Origin of the sequence: Bartonella silvatica, assembly GCF_040545155.1 — a bacterium.
Classification (GTDB): Bacteria; Pseudomonadota; Alphaproteobacteria; order Rhizobiales; family Rhizobiaceae; genus Bartonella; species Bartonella silvatica.
In genome coordinates this window covers 14,175-34,508 of record NZ_JBEPLI010000013.1, presented here as the reverse complement: position 1 = coordinate 34,508, position 20,334 = coordinate 14,175, and the positions used below count along the sequence as shown (strand labels likewise).

At 36.3% G+C, this 20,334-nt stretch carries 12 protein-coding genes; 1 reads left to right on the top strand and 11 read right to left on the bottom strand.

Going from position 1 to position 20,334, the window contains the following annotated elements; all coding sequences use genetic code 11:
* Positions 1 to 5 precede the first annotated feature (5 nt).
* Both ABID23_RS05815 and ABID23_RS05810 read right to left on the bottom strand, forming a co-directional pair.
* Positions 6 to 2,480, bottom strand: coding sequence for a penicillin-binding protein 1A (locus ABID23_RS05815; protein ID WP_354190228.1), 2,475 nt, complete (start codon positions 2,478 to 2,480; stop codon positions 6 to 8).
* Between the two features lie 151 nt (positions 2,481 to 2,631).
* A complete protein-coding gene (locus ABID23_RS05810) occupies positions 2,632 to 3,861 on the bottom strand; it encodes an N-acetylmuramoyl-L-alanine amidase (protein ID WP_354190226.1) in 1,230 nt (409 codons plus the stop codon).
* 607 nt (positions 3,862 to 4,468) lie between these two features.
* Between ABID23_RS05810 and ABID23_RS05805 the strand changes: the two genes are divergently transcribed.
* A complete protein-coding gene (locus tag ABID23_RS05805; RefSeq protein WP_354190224.1) occupies positions 4,469 to 7,084 on the top strand; it encodes an Rne/Rng family ribonuclease in 2,616 nt (871 codons plus the stop codon).
* Between the two features lie 81 nt (positions 7,085 to 7,165).
* Here ABID23_RS05805 and ABID23_RS05800 read toward each other — a convergent pair whose 3' ends face one another.
* The 9 genes from ABID23_RS05800 to nuoN all read right to left on the bottom strand — a co-directional run bounded on the left by ABID23_RS05800 (position 7,166) and on the right by nuoN (position 20,326).
* Positions 7,166 to 7,777 carry an invasion associated locus B family protein gene (locus ABID23_RS05800; protein ID WP_354190222.1) on the bottom strand — a complete coding sequence of 204 codons (612 nt, stop codon included), beginning with the start codon at positions 7,775 to 7,777 and terminating at the stop codon, positions 7,166 to 7,168.
* Positions 7,778 to 9,028: 1,251 nt separating this feature from the next.
* On the bottom strand, positions 9,029 to 12,529 hold the full coding sequence (gene mfd / locus ABID23_RS05795) for a transcription-repair coupling factor (RefSeq protein ID WP_354190220.1): 3,501 nt from the start codon (positions 12,527 to 12,529) through the stop codon (positions 9,029 to 9,031).
* Between the two features lie 11 nt (positions 12,530 to 12,540).
* Complete coding sequence (locus ABID23_RS05790; protein WP_354190218.1) at positions 12,541 to 12,825, bottom strand: FAD assembly factor SdhE; 285 nt, start codon at positions 12,823 to 12,825, stop codon at positions 12,541 to 12,543.
* Positions 12,826 to 12,901: 76 nt separating this feature from the next.
* Positions 12,902 to 13,582, bottom strand: coding sequence for an ABC transporter ATP-binding protein (locus ABID23_RS05785; RefSeq protein ID WP_354190216.1), 681 nt, complete (start codon positions 13,580 to 13,582; stop codon positions 12,902 to 12,904).
* The gene (locus ABID23_RS05780) at positions 13,582 to 14,850 is read right to left on the bottom strand and encodes a lipoprotein-releasing ABC transporter permease subunit (protein ID WP_354190214.1); all 1,269 of its coding nucleotides are present in this window, start codon (positions 14,848 to 14,850) and stop codon (positions 13,582 to 13,584) included. Before ABID23_RS05780 ends, ABID23_RS05785 begins: the two co-directional genes overlap by 1 nt.
* A 9-nt stretch (positions 14,851 to 14,859) precedes the next feature.
* Positions 14,860 to 16,188, bottom strand: coding sequence for a proline--tRNA ligase (gene proS / locus ABID23_RS05775; protein WP_354190212.1), 1,329 nt, complete (start codon positions 16,186 to 16,188; stop codon positions 14,860 to 14,862).
* Positions 16,189 to 16,333: 145 nt separating this feature from the next.
* Positions 16,334 to 18,010: a ribonuclease J gene (locus ABID23_RS05770; protein WP_354190208.1), complete on the bottom strand. Its 1,677-nt coding sequence runs from the start codon at positions 18,008 to 18,010 to the stop codon at positions 16,334 to 16,336.
* A gap of 52 nt (positions 18,011 to 18,062) precedes the next feature.
* On the bottom strand, positions 18,063 to 18,872 hold the full coding sequence (locus ABID23_RS05765; protein WP_354190257.1) for a biotin--[acetyl-CoA-carboxylase] ligase: 810 nt from the start codon (positions 18,870 to 18,872) through the stop codon (positions 18,063 to 18,065).
* Positions 18,872 to 20,326 (bottom strand): NADH-quinone oxidoreductase subunit NuoN, encoded by a 1,455-nt coding sequence (gene nuoN / locus ABID23_RS05760; protein ID WP_354190206.1) that lies wholly within the window; start codon positions 20,324 to 20,326, stop codon positions 18,872 to 18,874. Before nuoN ends, ABID23_RS05765 begins: the two co-directional genes overlap by 1 nt.
* Between the last annotated feature and the right edge of the window lie 8 nt (positions 20,327 to 20,334).

Sequence of the window (20,334 nt, the reverse complement as noted above, 5' to 3'; positions counted from 1 at the left end):
GTCGATTAATACAGTCCACCTGTACCACTTTCAAGAGCTTTGTTAACCTGTGGAGAAGTCGTTATTGTAGGTACACCTTCTTGAAAAGAATTCGTACTACCAATGACTTGGTATATATCAGAAGGCCCAGTTCCCGGTTTAAATGCTTCTATAATGACATCACGATCTCCTGCTTCGGCAAGCATACCTGTCTTACGATTAATAGGCATTAAAATCATACCTTCTGGCATTTTGAATGGCACATCTGGTTTTCCCTTCATAGCAGCTTCCATAAACTCACCAAAAATAGGCGCTGCCAATGAACTTCCTGTTCCATTGTACCCCAATGGTGCTGGTTGATCGTAACCAACGAAAATACCAACAACAAGATCAGGGGTAAACCCCATGAACCATACATCTTTAGAATCATTGGTTGTTCCTGTTTTAGCAGCAATATGCCGATTGAGGTAACGTAAGCGTGCAGCAGTTCCCCGTTGAACGACTCCCTCCATCATTGATGTAATCTGATAAGCTGTCATAGGATCAAGAACTTGATCACGTTCATCAATCAAGATAGGCTCACTCTGATTATTCCACGATTGAGCATTACACTTTTCACAGATACGATCGTCATGACGGTAAATCGTTTTTCCATAACGATCTTGAATTCTATCGATCAAAGAAGGATTAATAGAACGCCCACCATTAGCGATAACTGAATAAGCTGTAACCATTCGTAAAACCGTTGTTTCAGCAGCTCCTAAAGCCATAGGAAGATAAGGCTGTAATTTATCTACAACACCAAAACGTTCCGCATATTCAGCGACAAGAGGCATTCCCATATCATAGGCTAACCGTATTGTCATAAGATTGCGAGAGTGTTCAATACCATAACGCAATGTTGAAGGCCCTGCAAATGTCCCACCATAATTTTTAGGTTGCCAAACTTCACCATTATATTGACGAATTTCAATAGGACCATCTAAAACAACAGATGCTGGTGTATATCCATTATCGAGTGCTGTTGCATACACAAAAGGTTTAAAAGCAGAACCTGGTTGACGATAAGCTTGTGTTGCACGATTAAACTCAGATGCGGAAAAAGAAAACCCCCCTACCATTGCAAGAACACGCCCTGTATGAGGATCCATAGCAACAATAGCTCCCTCAACTTTTGGGATTTGTTGTAAACGATAAACATTTTTTGCATTTGGTATTTTTTCAACAAAAATGACATCACCAACTTGCAGAATATGAGATAAGTTCTGGACAACTTTTCGATAACCATTTTTTTTCACAACGTTTAATGCCCACTTTGAAGAATCTTCAGACAAAACAGCAATTTCCCGTCTTTTTGATAAGAGACCTGTATCCTCTCTTTGTGGTTGTAAACCAATCTCTATTTTATTGGCGTTAGCAGAAAGAACAACAGCTAAGCGCCATTCAGGAACATCACTTAACCCTGTAATATTTGCAAGTTCTATACCCCAATCATCTTTCTTATTGATATGCTCAATATGTCCATAAACTCCACGCCAGCCTTGTGAATGATCAAATTTAACTAATCCATTGTGCAAAGCACGCCGAGCAAAAAGTTGTAAATGTGGATCAAGCGTTGTACGAATTGAAAGTCCACCTTCGTAAAGTGTTTTAGCGCCATAACGATGCATTAAACGGCGGCGTACTTCTTCAGTAAAATACTCAGCAGCAAAAACATAGCTATCCTTGCCGCGTATTGTTGCTCCTAAAGGTTTTGTTTTTGCTGTTTCTCCTTGTTCACGCGTTATATATCCATTTGCAACCATTCGATCTATAACCCAATTACGTCGATCAATAGCACGTTTGGTATTCTTAAATGGATCATAATTTGCAGGACCTTTTGGAAGAGCCGCTAAATAAGCACATTGTTCTAAAGTAAGCTCATTGACGGATTTATTGAAATAAGTCAAAGAAGCTGCTGCTATACCATAGGTCCCACGTCCAAGATAAATCTCGTTGAGATACAGTTCGAGAATATGATCTTTTGAATAGGTCCTTTCAATACGCATCGCCAAAATAGCTTCCTTCAACTTACGTTCTAATGTTGCTTCTGAGTTTAAAAGAAAGTTTTTAGCAACTTGTTGTGTAATGGTGGATGCTCCCTCTGGACGTTTTCCAGAACCAATATTACGAATATTATTGATTAAAGCTCTTAAAAGTCCTTCGGGATCTAAACCAAAGTGACTATAAAAATTCTTATCTTCAGCAGAAATAAAAGCCTCTTTAAGAATTTTAGGAACTGATTGAATTGGTAAATAGAGACGATTTTTTGTTGCAAACTCTGCCATAAGGCTACCATCTGCAGCATGAACGCGAGTCATTACCGGTGGTTCATAAAGAGAAAGAACTTCATAATCAGGAAGTGCATCCATCTGCTCTTTTGCTATTACACTCTGTATTGCTGTTTCAAAATAAACAATAATAATAAAAAAACTAAGAAGGTATCTAAAAAAAATCATCATAAAAACGGCTATCGCTTTCTGCAAAACGGATAAAAGAAAAAATAAATGACCTCAGAAAAAAACAACTTGGTGAACTAATCAGCTGAGATAAAGAGAAATGTTTTCTATCTTTTCTCTAAGAATTTAATTGATACTCTATTTTCTCACGAATTTAAAGAGGTTGCATAATTTTCTGCCGATATTTGGCAAACTGACGAATAGAATGAGCCAAGGAATTTGCCAGTTGTTCTCTCCATTGAGAAGAATTTAATAATTCTTCATCTTCTCTATTTGATAAATACCCAATCTCTATTAAAACAGAAGGGATATCGGCAGCTCTTAAAACTTCAAAATTAGCGTATCGATGAGGGTTATTTATCAAATGAATGTTGCTTTTTGATAAGTTTGAGACAACACTATTAGCAAAATTTACCGAAAATGCACGTGTTTCACGTTGAGTAAGATCAATCAAAATATCTGTCACCTCAATTGATTCATCTGCCGGAAAACCGTCAAGAAGATCAACTTTATTTTCACGTTCAGCTAAAGATTTTGCGATTGCATCAGATGCTTGATCTGATACAGTGTACACTGTAGCACCACGAAGAGAATGTATATTAATGGTATCTGCATGGATGGATATGAAAAGATCTGCACCAAATTCTTGTGCTTTTTTAACTCTTTCGCTTAATCGTAAAAAAATATCAGAATCACGTGTTAAGGAAACAGTAAGATGGGAATCTTTTTCCAATATGCCTCGTAAGACACGCGCAAAGGCTAGTGTTACATCTTTTTCCAAGGTTCCAGTAAGACCTTGTGCTCCGCCGTCAATTCCACCATGACCAGGGTCAAGAATAACACGAAAATTGCGCGTCTGCATTTGTCGTGGTCCTATGCTGAAATCATATTTTTGTTGTTTTTGAAATAGTTCATCAAATCTTTCTTGTGTCGTTTTACGAATATCAATCAGCAATTGCCATAAACCATTATCTAATTTTTGTACAATATTCTTTTCAACAACAAAAGTTATTTTACTTGTGAAGATAATGCGTGAAGTCTCTTTATCAAAGAAGCTATAACGCACATCTGATAACATATTTGATAGTATATTCCGTTTTTTTAGAAGTGTATTTTTTTCTGAAAAATCAATAGTCGGTAAATTGATAATTAAACGTGCAGGATTATCTAAAATTTGTAAGCGAACATTTGGTTTAACATTAAAAACTGCTATAATGCGCGTGCTTGAACTATCACCAATAGTTCGCAGTTTAACAAGTTTCAAAGGTTCTGCAGCCTGAGAACTTACCTGATATGCGAAAAAAGATAACAAACAGAATAAGAGATACAAAAGAGTATCCCAATATACTCTTTTTAGTTTTTTGGTAGGAAATCCTCTTATCATAAAAAAATACTCTATAACAACAACTCACTTCAATCTTCAAAAAAGGCAATGTATTAGATTTATTTTATCTTTTTAAATAAATGTTGAATCTTTCAATTGCATTCACTCCGAAAAGTTAAATTAAGTTGATAAAATTGTGATAATGATACGTACTAGTGTAGGGAGTGATATTGTTACTTGCCAAAATCATGAGATCAACATAAAAGAGCATTTACGCTCCTTAGTCGGTCGTAACTCTCTAAATTATCTGTAGTTTATATATGAAGTTATTTTTAGATTTTTTTTACGTGTTACAATTTAAACTTTTTATGGATAAAAGTTTTTTATATCACCAAGGCTAGGGTTGCGTTACTTAAAGATTCGCTGGTTTGGATAACCAAACTATTTTAAAGATTGTTTTGCCGGAGACTTATAAAAAATATGAGTCATATAAAACAGATGAAGATGATCATTAGGAATGCTGTAAATGCAGTCATGTATTTGCGTATAGTGTCTTATTCTGTTTTTCTGGTATCTTCTTTTTACGGCAGACAGCCCCTTACATTTGTGCAGATTTATACTGTTCGTTTGAATAAGGTCGCGCGTGTCGCCTTCAGGATTTTAACTTATGTCAAACAAAATGCTTATAGATGCCTCTCATCCAGAGGAAACACGTGTTGTTGTTGTTCATGGCAACAAAATTGAAGAACTGGATTTTGAATCCGAACATAAAAAACAGCTCAAGGGGAATATTTATCTCGCACGTATTACGCGTGTAGAACCATCACTCCAAGCCGCTTTTGTCGAGTATGGTGGAAACCGTCATGGTTTTTTGACATTCTCTGAAATTCATCCCGATTATTATCAAATTCCTATCGCGGACCGCCTCGCCCTTCTTGAAGAAGAGGAAAAAGCCGCTGTAGGAGAAAATTATGCAGATGATCTTACTGAAAAAACAAACAAAAGTAACAAACGCTCAAAAAAAACAAAAAGAGATGAGCGTGATAATATCATGGCAGCGGATGTTGAGCATGATATGGTCTCTGAAGAAATAACAGCTGACAATGTAAAGGAAGAGTTTAGCGTAAATGTTTCTGATAATGATATCGAAATGGTTGGTGCAGAAGATGTACGTGAAGAGCTGCCTACCTATCAACAGAGACAAGAACGTCAGTATAAAATTCAAGAAGTGATTAAACGACGCCAGATTTTATTGGTGCAGGTCATCAAAGAAGAACGTGGCAATAAAGGGGCTGCACTCACAACATATTTATCTTTAGCTGGCCGTTATTCTGTTTTAATGCCTAATACAGCGCGTGGTGGTGGTATTTCACGAAAAATTACAAATATACAAGATCGCAAGCGCCTTAAAGAAATTGTAAAAGAATTGGCTGTTCCAAAGGGTATGGGTGTTATTTTACGAACTGCTGGAGCCAATAGAACAAAAGCTGAAATTAAGCGCGATTATGATTATCTCATGCGATTGTGGGATACTATTCGTGCTTTAACACTTAAATCCACTGCGCCATGCCTTGTTCATGAAGAAAGTAACCTCATAAAGCGCTCTATACGGGACCTTTATAATAAAAATATTAATGAAATTCTTGTTTCTGGTGATCAAGGATATCGTGAAGCAAAAGATTTCATGCGTATGCTCATGCCCAGTCACGCAAAAGTTGTTCAACCATATCGTGATCCTATTCCTATTTTTGCGCGTAATAATATCGAAATTCAACTTGATAAAATGTTGCATCCGCAAGTCTCTTTAAAGTCTGGTGGTTATCTTGTTATTAATCAAACTGAAGCGCTTGTTGCTATTGATGTAAATTCCGGCCGTTCTACAAAAGGATTCTCTGTTGAAAAAACAGCCTTACAAACCAACCTTGAAGCTGCAGAAGAAGTCGCGCGTCAATTACGCTTACGTGATCTTGCTGGTTTAATTGTGATTGACTTCATTGATATGCTTGAAGAACGTAACGTGAGGTTGGTTGAAAAAAAATTAAAAGATTGCTTAAAAAATGATCGTGCTCGTATTCAAGTTGGTCACATTTCGCACTTTGGCCTTTTGGAGATGAGTCGTCAACGTATTCGTATATCGGTTTTAGAAAGTACAACACAACCCTGCCCGCATTGTGCTGGAACAGGCAGCGTCCGTTCTGAATCATCGATTGCTCTATATGTTATGCGCTCTATTGAAGAATATCTTCTTCATCATCCTCAGCACAACATTACTGTACGTACTCCTGTCACAACAGCGCTGTATGTTTTAAACCATAAACGCAATATTCTGGTTAATCTAGAAGCGCGTTTTAAACTTAGTATTAACATTGAAGCGGATGATAGTGTTGGAACGCAACATTTTCTCATTTCTAAGGGGACAATAGCAGAAACAACGTCTCAGCCCATATCATTTTTCGAAGATGACCCTAACGAAGAAGTTGAAGAGGCAACATTAGTTGAAAATATTTTTGTTGAAGATAAGCCATCCACTAGAACCAATAAAAAGAATCGACATAAAAATCATCAAGGCGAGCCTCATAGTAATCCCGTTTCTACTGTTCACAAAACAAGTGATTTAATCAGTGATGACTCTCGTCGCCGTGGACGTCGTCGTGGACGTCGTGGCGGACGTCGTAATCAGGATAACGTTTTGTACAAGTTTCGTATCCCTCACGCAGAACCAGTAGGAGATTTTGCTAAAAAAGCCTTAGAAGAAATTAAAATAGCAAATCACAAACATCGTATTTCTGCGATGAAGTCTATTCAATATGATGAAGAAAAAAATGATACAAAACACGTGAATATACAACAAGAGGAAACGGTCAAAATTGATGTGGTTGAAAAAGCTAAAAAACGTAAAACAACACGTTCTCGAAAAGTTACACAAAAACAGCTTCCCTTTGAAAATGATCAGAGTATAGCAGTTGTAGAATCTAGTGAAAAAGAAGCTAAAAGCAAATCTCAACGTAAAGTTAGAACAAAAAAAGTAGAAAAATCGAGCGATGATGAGATAAAAAACACTCCTAAAAGTGGTAAAAAACCTACACCTAAAACTCGTAAAAAATCTCCCTCTAAGGAAAAAACATCAAAATTAACAACTACAGAAGAAGAAACTGTTGGAATAACCTCAAAAGTTGAAAAAATAGCTAACCAACCCGTTGTTATATCATCGACATCTGATGATAATACTCCTAAAACTCAACGTGTTGGTTGGTGGAAACGGAAAACCCTTTCCAAAAATTAAACTATAAAAAAACTGCCACAAACACTTTGTGGCAGTTTAAATAAAAGAACATAGAGAATGTTTCTCTTACAGCGTATATTATTATTTTTTCTTAGCTTTTTCTTGTTCAGCTCGCATACGATCTTCAATTTCTTTTTGCTTTGACTGAATAGCTTGTTGCAATTTTATTTGTTCTTGTTGGAAGTCCTTTTCCTCCATACCTGGACCTGTGTATGCCGCTGTGAAGCCATTAAGAGAAAACTCAATAGGGTTAGCAGAACCACGGAAATTAACTGTTGTTACAACCATCTTTGTACCACTCTTCATAGCAGCAACAAGTTTATCATCTAAGACATCATTAGCAATACAACTTGGTCCATTACAAATGATATAAGGAACTTTTCTAGAAAAGTTATCTCCTATTTGAATATGAACACCTTCTGGTAAAAAACGACCTGTAGGCACCTGAATACCTATACGGCTTTCATTTTGTTTCCCTTTTATTTCAACGAGGTTAAAGGCCGTTAAAGGCTGACCAGTATTTGATACAACAGTGTTCATTGTATTACAAACATCAACATCATTCTGTTTACTACAAACCTTGTACCAACCTTGAGATAAGGTTTGCGCATTGGCAGAAGTATGGGTTGCAAGAAAAAGGGTAACTGCTCCAGCTAATACTGAAACAACAGAATAGATATTTTTATGCGACATGATTAAGTGAATCCTTTCAACGCGCTTTTATGATACCCCCAACATTAGGAATATTAAATATAATTTTAATCAAGTGTATTAAATTAAATCAATGAAATGACACCCTCTTTTATTATTTTACTTCAATATAAAGAGAAAAGTCAAATCTGTAGAGAAAGATGATAAATAATTCATTAAAACTGTAATGTACTCATATCCGCTCTTATAGCATTATATTTTTATGAAAACTATCTATATAAAGCCTTAATAATAAGTCAGTGTAATTTTAAATAAAAATATAAAACTACTGACATCATTATTTAAGTAGTTTATATATTAAATTTATTTTCATTCAATATTTTCAACATATTGTAATAATATTTTATTATGAATGAAAATTTTTTAAAGTCTTATTGATGAAGCAATGATGATGTACTTTTTGTATTCATAGCGCTCTAAGAGAAAAAATTGAATTCAACAACGAATACGGTTAGGTGGCTTTTGATTTTGATCCAAAAGTGCACGCTTATTCCAATAAAAAACCTATACAATATATTAAAAAAATAGAAAATCAAGACCATTGCATTACACTTCCTGTACTCAAAATGTTGCAAATGCTTTCTTTTTTAACAGGTATAATACCAATATAATCCAAACACACTCTTTAATGTCAGTGGTAAAAAACGAACTAAGCGAAATCTCAAGAAATAACTCCTATTTCACTGAATGCAGTCATACAAGTAAACAGACTAAGTGATACATCTAATCTCAAATTTTTAATGGGAAAAAAACGTTAATTAAAGATAAAATAATCTCTATAGCATTTAAATTAAAATATTTTTGTAGTGATCTGATAGATTTTAATTTTTTTAGAACACAATCAATATCTTTATAGACAAAGGCTAAAGCGTTAGTAACACTCTTATAACTCATCAATTTTTCGTAAAGAACATATTATTAATAATAACTCTCATAATTCATTTAATTTCAAAGAAAATCCGAAAAATTTCTCAATTAAATCTCTGTTTTGCAGCAAAATTTTATTCACACAAAAACTTGTCGTGCTCTATAAAGAAAAGTACGTTTTATCAAAAACTTTAAATCATTCAGTTTTTTCACGTATTTTATTGAATAATAATTCAGTCTAGAATTTTGTAATTTAAATAATAAAGTAACAAAAATAAAAAAATCTATATATTAAAATCTTCATAATAAAGAAGTATATTAATATAATTGAAAAATTATAGTATATACTGCCCATTTTAGTAAATATTAAACAGAATGCTCCTCTGTCATTTTTACAAGCTTTGTCATAATATCTGCTGCTCCGATAAGCCGTTCATCCACTGTAGACCAATTACAAACAAAAGCGATACTTTGATCGGGTCGAATTTTTGCCATTGAACCTTGTTTTTCAACCCATTGAACGAGAGCAATACTATTTTCAAAGTAATTATTACGAAATTGTATAACGATACCTTTTGGACCCGCGTCTAATTTTTCTACATGTGCTTTTCGACACAATATTTTAATATAAAAGACTTTAAGAAGATACTGAACTTCAAGTGGCAAAGGACCAAAGCGATCAATTAACTCGGCCGCAAACTCATCGATTTGTTCTAAATTATCAAGCTCTGTTAAACGACGATAAAGCCCCATACGTAATGGTAAATCAGGTACAAAACTTTCTGGTATCATGACTGTTGTACCAAGTGAAATTTGAGGAGACCATTGTTTATCTTCACTAAGCTCTCCATCTTTTAATTCAGCAACAGCTTCTTCAAGCATTTTTTGATAGAGTTCAAATCCAACTTCTTTGATATGCCCTGATTGCTCTTCACCTAAAAAATTTCCTGAACCACGAATATCCATATCATGACTTGCTAATTGAAAACCAGCTCCCAAGGTATCAAGAGATTGTAATACCTTAAGACGACGATCCGCTGCAGGTGTTAAAACTTTACCAGACGGAAATGTAAAGAGTGCATAAGCACGTTGCTTTGAACGCCCGACCCGACCACGTAACTGGTAAAGAGCAGCCAAACCAAACATATCAGCACGATGCACAATTAACGTATTCGCTGTTGGAATATCAAGACCTGATTCAATAATGGTTGTTGAGAGCAACACATCATATTGTCCATCATAAAATGCATTCATAATATCATCGAGTTGTCCTGCTGGCATTTGTCCATGAGCTATAACAAATTTAATTTCAGGTACGTGCGTTTTTAGATACTCTTCTACAAAGGAAAGATCAGAAATACGAGGACAAACATAAAAACTTTGCCCACCACGATAATATTCTCTCAGCAATGTTTCACGTATAACAAGTGCGTCAAAAGGAGCAATAAAAGTACGTACTGCCATCCTATCAATGGGTGGTGTTGTTATCAATGAAAGTTCACGAACGCCTGATAAAGCGAGTCCTAAAGTTCGTGGGATAGGAGTCGCTGAGAGTGTAAGAACATGGATATCACTTTTAAGTTCTTTCAAGCGCTCTTTATGTTTTACGCCAAAATGTTGCTCTTCATCAATGATGAGAAGTCCTAACCGTAAAAAATGAACCGCATCACTAAGTAAAGCATGCGTTCCAATGACAATATCAATTGTACCATCGGAAATACCCTTTTTGACTTGTCTTAGTTCTTTGGTTTTCACAAGTCTTGAAGCATGAGCAATTTTAATGGGTAATCCTTGAAAACGCGCAATAAAAGTTTTATAATGTTGCCGTGAGAGCAGAGTTGTGGGGACAACAACGGCAACTTGATATCCACTTAGTGCTGCAACAAAAGCGCTTCGAATAGCGGCTTCTGTTTTTCCAAAGCCAACATCACCACATATTAAGCGATCCATCGGTTTTCCTGATGCTAAATCATCTAAGACAGCATCGATAGCGTCCATTTGATCTTCCGTCTCTTCATAAGGAAAACATGCAACGAACTCATCAAATGGTCCCGTTGGTGGGATCAAAGCCGGTGCAGAACGTGTAGCACGCTCTGCAGCTATACGAATCAATTGACCAGCCATTGCTAACAGATGTTTTTTTAGTCGCGTTTTACGTGCTTGCCAAGAAACACCACCTAACTTGTCTAACGCTACATCTGTTCCCTCTGAACCATAACGTGAAAGAAGTTCAATATTTTCAATAGGTAAAAAAAGCCTATCGCCTCCAGCATATTCAATTTCTAAACAATCGCGAAAAATTCCTGTGGTTTTAATTGTTTTAAGACCAATAAATTGTCCAATACCATGATCAATATGCACAACAATATCGCCAGAGTTTAAAGCTGTAATTTCAGAAATAAAATTTTTGTTATTTTTACGCCGCTTTGGTGACCTTATTAATCGATCACCAAGGATATCTTGCTCGGTGATAATGGCAAAATCTTCAGTCTCAAAACCGTGCTCTATCATTATAACGGCTGCCGTTATATGATCACGTGGTGTTGCTCTAACAGTTTGTAATGATTTTACAACATCTATTTTTTTTAATCCATGTTCATCAAGAACTTGCACCAAACGCGTGAGAGACCCCTCACTCCACCCCGTTAAAAGTATTTTCTTACCCGCAGAGCGTAGTGATGCAATATGATGCACAACACTTGAGAAAACATTTTTCTCTTGTGCATTACGTTCCTGTACAAAATCATATCTCTGTTTAACATTTGCATGAACAATTGTTTGCCCAAAAGTTTGTGGAACATGAAAAGGTGAAAAGTCAACACGTTGTCTGGATTGTTGCGCAATCTCTAAAACACGCTCGGGTGTTAAATAAAGAAGGCTAGGCTCTACTGGATGATAGGAAGTGGAATCTTCATGATCATCTCCACGTTCTTTACGTGCATTATAATAATCCTCAATAAGACGATAGCGCTCGATAAGTACTTCTTCTATAAGATGTTCAAAAACAATAGCTGTATCACCGCAATGATCAAAAAACGTATCAAGATTTTCATAAAAAAATGGTAACCAATGTTCCATACCGGAAAAACGTCGCCCTTGAGAAAGGGCCTGATAAAGCGTATTATTTTTTTGTGATACACCAAATGTACGGACATAATTGCTTTTAAACCGACTTATTAATTCAGGTGTTAGAACAACTTCACTCATCGAATGTAAAAGAAACTCTGTCCTTTGGTTGGTTGTTCTTTGTGTCTCTGAATCAAATACACGGATAGTTTCCAAGGTATCCCCAAAAAAATCAAGCCGTAAAGGTTCAATATCAATAGGAGAAAAAATATCAAGAATTCCTCCTCTCACAGCAAACTCACCAACATCACGAACAACCGTAACACGTTCAAAGCCATTAGATTCTAAAAATTGAATAAAATGTCCCATCCCCATACGTTGACCAACACGTGCATGGATCACTTGAGTCTCAATCATTTCACGAGGAGGAAGTTTTTGTATAATTGCATTTGCTGTTGTTAATATAATTGCAGAACGTGGATTTTGACGCAAATTGGCGATATGTGCCAAAGTTGATAATCGATGCGCCATGACAGTAATCCCGGGGGATACACGGTCATAAGGTAAACAATCCCATGCAGGAAATTGAAGCACAGGTAGATTTGGCTCAATAAAATTTAAAGTTTGTTGTAAATGAGCCATTTTTGTTCCGTCACGAACGACATAAATAAGTGGCTTACCTTGTGCAATGTCTACACTCAGCTTAGCAAGTGCAAAAGCTTCAAATCCATCAACCACTTCATCAAAGACCATGTGAGCAGATACTTTTGGGGGAATGATAATTTTTTTTAATATAGGCATCGGAAAAAACTTCAATTTATGCACGTGTGATGGTTTACAATGTCGCGAAAAAGGCAACTATCAACATCAGAGGGAGGAGAAACTTCTCCTGTAACCCACATCAATAAATCACGATCATCAAAAGACATAATATATTCAAGTTCAGAAACTGTTTTATCACTCATCTCAGCAATATGGGAATCCACATACTGTCCCAAAATGAGATCCATTTCACGAATACCGCGGTGCCATGCACGAAAAATCAATCGACGACGATGTATGTCCAGTTGATTTTTATGCGTGGTAAAAGCTGTCATAAAACTCTCCTTAACTTTAAATAAAAAGCAATATAAATAGCTTCATCGTTTTTTAGAATAAATTTTGTATCTTAGCTTAAGGAAGTTCAATAATCTTTTTTTCTTTAAGTGTAATACGACGATGCATTTGCTTCGCTAAAGCATAATTATGCGTTGCAATAAGAGCAGACAGACCAGATTGACGAACAAGGGCAGATAGAGCTTGAAATACATAAGCTGACGTTACAGGATCAAGATTTCCTGTAGGTTCATCAGCCAAAAGAACTGAAGGAGCATTTGCAACTGCACGCGCAATAGCAACACGTTGTTGCTCCCCGCCTGACAATTCCGATGGACGATGATGAGCACGATGAGAAACACGTAAATATGTTAGCAACTTAAGTGCACGATCTTCTGCCAAAGATTTTTTAAATCCTGCTATCATTTGTGGTATCATAACATTTTCTAAAGCTGTAAACTCTGGAAGTAAGTGATGGAATTGATAGACAAAACCGATATCATTTTGCCTAATTGCTGTTCGCTCACTATCAGAACGCTTTGCACAAGAAACTCCCCTTAACATCACATCACCAGCTGTTGGTTTTTCCAATAATCCAGCAATATGGAGAAGTGTTGACTTTCCAGCACCCGATGGAGCTACAAGCGCTACAAGCTCTCCACGATTAAGAATAAAATTTGCTTTATCTAAAATAATAAGAGGTTGATGACCCTCAAAAAAATGTCGTTCGATCTCCACAAGCTCTAAAATCGCTGTCATTATTCATACCTCAAAGCTTGTACAGGATCCAATTTAGCAGCGCGCCAAGCCGGAATGAGTGCAGCGAGGAATGACAAAAACAAAGCCATTATAGCAACTATGACAGTCTGTCCCCACTCAATTTGTGCGGGTAATTTTGTTAAAAAATAAAGTTGGGGATTAAAAACATCAACATTAAATAACCAAGAAATAAAATCTTGAATATGATTGATATTGGCGGTTGCAATGATACCAAAAACTAGACCTAATATTGTTCCAACCAATCCAATCATCATACCAGTGACAATAAATATACGCATAATTGCTATTTTTTGTGCGCCCATCGTACGCAAAATCGCAATATCATGACTTTTATCTTTTACAAGCATAATGAGTCCAGAAACAATATTCAAAGCAGCAACAAGAATAATAAGAGAAAGAATGAAAAACATAACATTTCTTTCAATTTGTAAAGCTGAAAAAAAAGCCTGATTGCGTTCACGCCAATCAGTTAAATAAACCTGTTGATTGACAGCTTTCTCTACAAGTGGCTTTATTTGATCGACAGTATCAGGATTATTCAAAAATAATTCTAAAGACTGCACTTTATCCCCTAAATTAAAAAACATTTGTGCTTCATGAAGAGGCATAAAAACAAATATTGAGTCATATTCAGACATACCGACTTCAAAAATAGCCGTTACTTTATAAGCTTTAACACGTGGTGTAACACCAAAAGGAGTCGCATCACCATCTGGCGTAATAATACGAAGATAACCTCCAACACTAAGCCCTAATTTTGCTGCTAAACCACTTCCAATTGCAACACCTTCCTCTTTATCAAATTGCACAATCGAACCCAATTTAATATTTTGGGATACTATTTGAAGCTTCTCTAAATCTTGTTTGCGCATACCACGAATCAATGCGCCAGATCCTCCTTCAACTTCACCCTGAACAAGTGCTTGGCCTTCAATAACAGGCAAAGAAAATTTAACACCATTTATAGATTCTAATGAAGAAATAAGCGTATTATAATCAGAAAAACCAGAATCAATCGTCTGAACAATCAGATGCCCATTCATACCAAGAATACGATTGAGAAGCTCTGTACGAAAGCCGTTCATGACAGCCATAACCACAACTAGAGCAAATACCCCTAACATAATTCCAATGAGCGAAATAATCGAAATAACAGAGGCAACAACATGTTTTTTATTGGGAATCATATAACGAAAAGCGATCATCCATTCATAAGATGAAAAACATTTACTGCTCAACCTCTTCATAATATTTGCCTATTGAATTACAGAAAGTTGGCTGAGTATATTTTCAACCGTTAGAGATTTTTTAGCACCCGTTTTTCGGTCTTTAACTTCAACTTCATTTTGTGCAATGCTTTTAGGTCCAACAATTATTTGTGTTGGCAAACCAATTAAATCCATCGTTGCAAATTTGGATCCAGGACGCTCGTTTCTATCATCTAACAATGGATCAAAACCAGCTTTTCGTAGTCCATGATAGAGCGTTTCACATGCATGTGTGCATTTCTCATCATCTGGCTTCATATTGATGATAGCAAAATCAAATGGAGCTATAGACTTTGGCCAAATAATGCCATTTTCATCATGAGAAGCTTCGATAGCTGCTGCAACAAGACGTGAAGGTCCAATACCATAAGATCCCATAAAAACAACATGTTCTTTTCCATCTTGTCCCATAACTTTTGCTCCCATTGGAGTAGAATATTTTGTACCAAAGTGAAAAATATGCCCGACTTCAATGCCGCGAGCTGAAAGACGCTTTTGATCAGAAATTTTAGCCCATTCCTCTTCATTATGCATTTCTTCTGTCGCTGCATAAAAAGATGTCCACTGTTTGACAATATCAGCTAAAGTATCTTTATTATTAAAATCGATAGAGTTATCTGGAACAGTAAGCTCAAGAAATTGTCTATCACAGAATATAGCGCTTTCACCGGTTTCAGCTAAAATAATAAATTCGTGACTGAGTTTGCCGCCAATTGGACCTGTATCAGCACGCATAGGAATTGCTTTTAATCCTAAACGAGAAAAAGTGCGTAAGTAAGCAATAAACATACGATTATAAGATGTTTGAGAGGACTCATAATTAAGATCAAAAGAATAAGCATCTTTCATTAAAAATTCTCGTGAGCGCATCACACCAAAGCGGGGACGGATTTCATCACGAAACTTCCATTGAATATGGTATAAATTGAGCGGAAGATCTTTATATGAGCGAATATAGGAACGAAAAATATCTGTGACCATCTCTTCGTTTGTGGGACCATAAAGTAAATCACGCTTGTGGCGATCCTTAATGCGGAGCATTTCTGAACCATAATCATCATAACGATCACTTTCACGCCAAAGATCCGCAGATTGAATTGTCGGCATTAATATTTCTATAGCACCAGCTCGTTCCTGTTCTTCACGAATAATCTTGCAAACCTTATCAAGTACTTTTTTACCCAAAGGAAGCCAAGAATAAATTCCTGATACCTGTTGACGGATCATCCCTGAGCGCAACATAAGTCGGTGAGAAACGATCTCTGCTTCTTTAGGATTTTCTTTTAAAAGTGGAAGAAAATATTGAGAAAGACGCATTGAAATAATGAACTCCTAATCATCAGAACCATTTTATTGGAATAATTTAAATATGGTTTTTAATCATCTATAGCTATATTCTGAACAGTTGCAAATATCACAATCATATTGTTAAAAACTTATACGCTTTATTCCTTATTAAGGCTTATTTTGACCGATGTAAAAAAACTGTACAGACAGGTTTTTTTTGCCAAACGTCATTAACGGCTGCCCTTACAGCACGCCGCGCTGCTTCTCGAACAAGTTCATCATTTTTTCGTTTAATGCGCGGAATATTATAAAGTGTATTTTCCACCACATCTAAAAGAATATCTTTCAAACCCCTCCCCTTTCTATCAGTCTCAGGCAATCCAAAGGTAACGAGACCAACATCACCTAATAACTCATGCTTACTATTCATATGGAGAGAAACAGCAATATAACCAGCATAACTTAGTTTGCGACGTCTAGGAATTCCTAATTCATCTTCATTTCCAATAAGACAACCATCCTTATAAAGGCGGCCAACAGGAACATGATCAACAATATCTACAGGTTCTGGTGCAAGACGCAGCACACTACCATTTCTAATATCCTTGACAGTTTTAATACCTGCTTGACGCGCTAAATCTGCTTGAGCAGTAAGATGCATTGCCTCACCATGAACAGGAACAAGTATCTGTGGTTTTACCCAATCATACATCTGTAAAAGTTCTTGACGACGAGGATGTCCCGAAACATGAACGAGAGCATCTTCACTTGTAATTACTTTAACTCCCATATCGATAAAACGATTTTGCATCTCAAGAATAGCTTTTTCGTTTCCTGGAATAGTCCGTGAGGAATAAATAACAGTATCACCAACAGAAAGTGCAATATTTCTTATCCCATTGCGTGACAGTTTTGCTAAAGCAGCCCGTGGCTCTCCTTGGCTCCCTGTTACAACTAAAACAAGTTCTTTTCGCGTGATAGAACCGTAGTCCTCTTCCATAAGAAATGGGGCTAAACCTTTCATATAACCAAGTTCTTGTGCAACCATAATGCTTCGTTTAAGAGATCGTCCAACGATAAGAACCTTTCGTCCAACGGCTTCAGCTGCAAGAGCAATTGAACGTATCCGACCAACGTTAGAAGCAAAAGTAGCAATTGCAACACACCCTTCAGCTTTTGCAAAAATTTCAGAAAGGCTTGTTTGAACTTGCTGCTCTGACGGTGTTACCCCATCTCGGCACGCATTGGTAGAATCACAAAGCAATGCTAAAATGCCTTTGTCACCCAATGTACGAAAACGTTTTTCATCTGTTATACCCCCAAGCGAAGGTGTATGATCAATCTTCCAATCCCCTGTGTGAATAACGGTACCCAAAGGTGTTGTAATAGCCAAAGATACAGATTCTGGAATTGAATGGTTTACAGCAATAGCTTCAACCGAAAAGGAACCAACCTGAAAGCGCTCACCAGATTGAAAAATAGTATGTGAAATTTTATAAGATCCAAAATCTGATTGCTTTTTACTCTCCAATAGTCCTGCTGTAAAAGGCGTGCAGTAAAGCGGAACTTGTAACTTTGGCCATAAATCAAGAACAGCTCCATAGTGATCTTCGTGAGCATGTGTTAAAATGAGACCAGATATGTTGTGTCTTTCACTTTCAAGAAAACGAATATCAGGTAAAATAAGATCTACCCCTGGTAATTCAGTTCCTGCAAAACTAACCCCCATATCAACAAGCAACCATTCACGAAGACTTTGTGGTCCAAATCCGTAAGCAGCCAGATTCATCCCTATTTCACCTACTCCTCCTAAAGGTAAAAAAACAAATTCACTTCTATCGGCTGCAGCCATAAATATCTCCTAAATTATCAAAATAATCTAATAATAAATAAAATTTTATAAACTAATAATGCCCCGCATTAACAGAAGCTGCTAAACCGAAATGAACATCTCCGGCTGTGATAATGGCTTGCTGACCATTATTTTGTTTTACGATACAGTTAAAATCACTATCAAGACCATCAAAAATACCTTCAATGTTTTTTTCATCATTAACTATTTTGATAAATTTCCCAAGATGAGCACAATGTAAGAGCCACTTTTCACGAATGATCTCACATCCATTTGGCTGTTTCCAAAGAAGATAATTTTTAGAGAAACATTCCGTCAAAACTGTAAATAATTGTTCTGCTTCAATATGCAAACCAATATTCTTTAAACTTGAAGTTGGGTAAGGGGCATCTTCATAATGATATTTTACATTTATTCCAATACCAATAACCAATGCACATTGTTGTGATGGTAATTTAAAAGCTTCAAGCAAAACTCCAGAGCTTTTGGCTCCCCCTAATAAAATATCATTTGGCCATTTTAAACCAACAACAGTACTCATTTTTTTTTCATCTTTTATAAATTGTTCTACTGCCTCTACTACACTCACACCCGCAACAAAACCAAGTTGAGCAGCAGTTTGATAAATAAGATTATCAATTAATAAAAGGCTAGAATAAAGGTTCCCTTTTGAACTAGACCAAGTCCGCCCTCTTCTCGCTCGGCCCTGTGATTGTTCTTGTGCAACAATCCAGAGATGACCTCGATGGCCAGTTTGGGCTTTTTGTTGTGCCACGAGATTTGTTGAATCAACACTTTTGTATGATTCAACGGTGTATCCTTGTTTTTTTGCAAAATCTGATAAAATATAAACCATATTTATTAAAACAATGCGGCCGCTGCTTTTTCTGCAAACTCAGCAAACCAAACTCCAAAAAGCGCATAAAATACAATGAATAAAGCAGAAAGACTAAGACAAAACTTAAGTTCATTCGATAACGCAATAAAATGTGCTTTTCCATCATCAAACCACATAACTTTAATAACACGCAAATAGTAAAAAGCCCCAACAACAGACGCAATCACCCCAACGACGGCAAGCGGAGTAAGCCCTGCATGAACAGCAGCAGAAAATGTATACCATTTTCCAAAAAAACCAGCCATGGGTGGTATACCTGCTAAAGAAAAAAGCTGTATTGTCATGACAATAGCCATAAACGGATTTTCCTTTGCTAATCCTGCAAGATCATCAATGCGTTCAACATTCCCATGACGAGATTGCATACCAAGGATAAAAGCAAATGATCCAAGCGTCATGCCAAGATAAATAGTCATATAAAGAATAACACTTTTTATTCCAACCATATCTCCAGCAGTTAGCCCTACAAGGGCATATCCCATGTGACCAATTGATGAATAAGCCATTAAACGTTTAATATTGCTCTGACCAATTGCAGCAAATGCACCAAGAATCATTGATGTTATTGCCATAAAAACTAAAATTTGTTGCCATGCAGGCATAGCACCATCAGAGCTATTGAGTGGCATAAAGGTCATAACAACAACACGAATAATCAGTGCCATTGCCGCAACTTTAGGAGCGCTTGCAAAAAATGCTGTAATAGGTGTTGGTGCTCCTTCATAAACATCGGGCGTCCACATATGAAATGGAACTGCAGAAATTTTGAAAGCTAGACCAGCCAAAATAAAAACAATACCAAAAACAACACCCAATTGTAAGTTTTCACCTTTTACAGCAATAGCAATTTCATGAAAACCAATTTGCCCCGTAAAACCGTAAAGCAAAGAAATACCATAAAGCAATAATCCTGAAGACAATGCTCCTAAAACAAAATACTTTATACCAGCTTCAGAAGATTTTACATTATCACGATTGATTGCAGCCAATATATATAAAGCCAAAGACTGTAATTCTAGTCCCATATAGAGAGATAGCATATTACCAGCCGAAATCATGAGCATCATACCAAGAGTTGCTAAAAGGACAAGAACCGGAAATTCAAATATATTAAGTTTTTGAGTACTTATAGAGCCAACAGACATAATAAGAGCAAAAAGTGCGCCAATAAGGGTTAGAATTTTCATATAACGACCGAAAGAGTCAATAATAAGCGCATTGGTTTGAAATAAGCCACTCTTTGGAAAAAACATAATAATAACAATAGTTGCAACAAGAAGGGCAATAGCCAAGCCAATTACAGTTAAAGAGGAACGGGCATGGGAAAAAACACCAATCAAAAGTAACACAACCGCCCCTAATATCATTAAAATCTCTGGAAGAATTAATACGAATTGAGCTATTATTTCAGTTTGCATGTGCATTC

What these genes read in the sequence shown, in the direction of transcription:
- ABID23_RS05815 (WP_354190228.1), bottom strand. Translation starts at nt 2,480, where the DNA reads ATGATGATTTTTTTTAGATACCTTCTTAGTTTTTTTATTATTATTGTT.
- ABID23_RS05810 (WP_354190226.1), bottom strand. Translation starts at nt 3,861, where the DNA reads ATGATAAGAGGATTTCCTACCAAAAAACTAAAAAGAGTATATTGGGAT.
- ABID23_RS05800 (WP_354190222.1), bottom strand. Translation starts at nt 7,777, where the DNA reads ATGTCGCATAAAAATATCTATTCTGTTGTTTCAGTATTAGCTGGAGCA.
- proS (WP_354190212.1), bottom strand. Translation starts at nt 16,188, where the DNA reads ATGCGTCTTTCTCAATATTTTCTTCCACTTTTAAAAGAAAATCCTAAA.
- ABID23_RS05790 (WP_354190218.1), bottom strand. Translation starts at nt 12,825, where the DNA reads ATGACAGCTTTTACCACGCATAAAAATCAACTGGACATACATCGTCGT.
- ABID23_RS05805 (WP_354190224.1), top strand. Translation starts at nt 4,469, where the DNA reads ATGTCAAACAAAATGCTTATAGATGCCTCTCATCCAGAGGAAACACGT.
- ABID23_RS05780 (WP_354190214.1), bottom strand. Translation starts at nt 14,850, where the DNA reads ATGAAGAGGTTGAGCAGTAAATGTTTTTCATCTTATGAATGGATGATC.
- mfd (WP_354190220.1), bottom strand. Translation starts at nt 12,529, where the DNA reads ATGCCTATATTAAAAAAAATTATCATTCCCCCAAAAGTATCTGCTCAC.
- nuoN (WP_354190206.1), bottom strand. Translation starts at nt 20,326, where the DNA reads ATGCAAACTGAAATAATAGCTCAATTCGTATTAATTCTTCCAGAGATT.
- ABID23_RS05770 (WP_354190208.1), bottom strand. Translation starts at nt 18,010, where the DNA reads ATGGCTGCAGCCGATAGAAGTGAATTTGTTTTTTTACCTTTAGGAGGA.
- ABID23_RS05785 (WP_354190216.1), bottom strand. Translation starts at nt 13,582, where the DNA reads ATGACAGCGATTTTAGAGCTTGTGGAGATCGAACGACATTTTTTTGAG.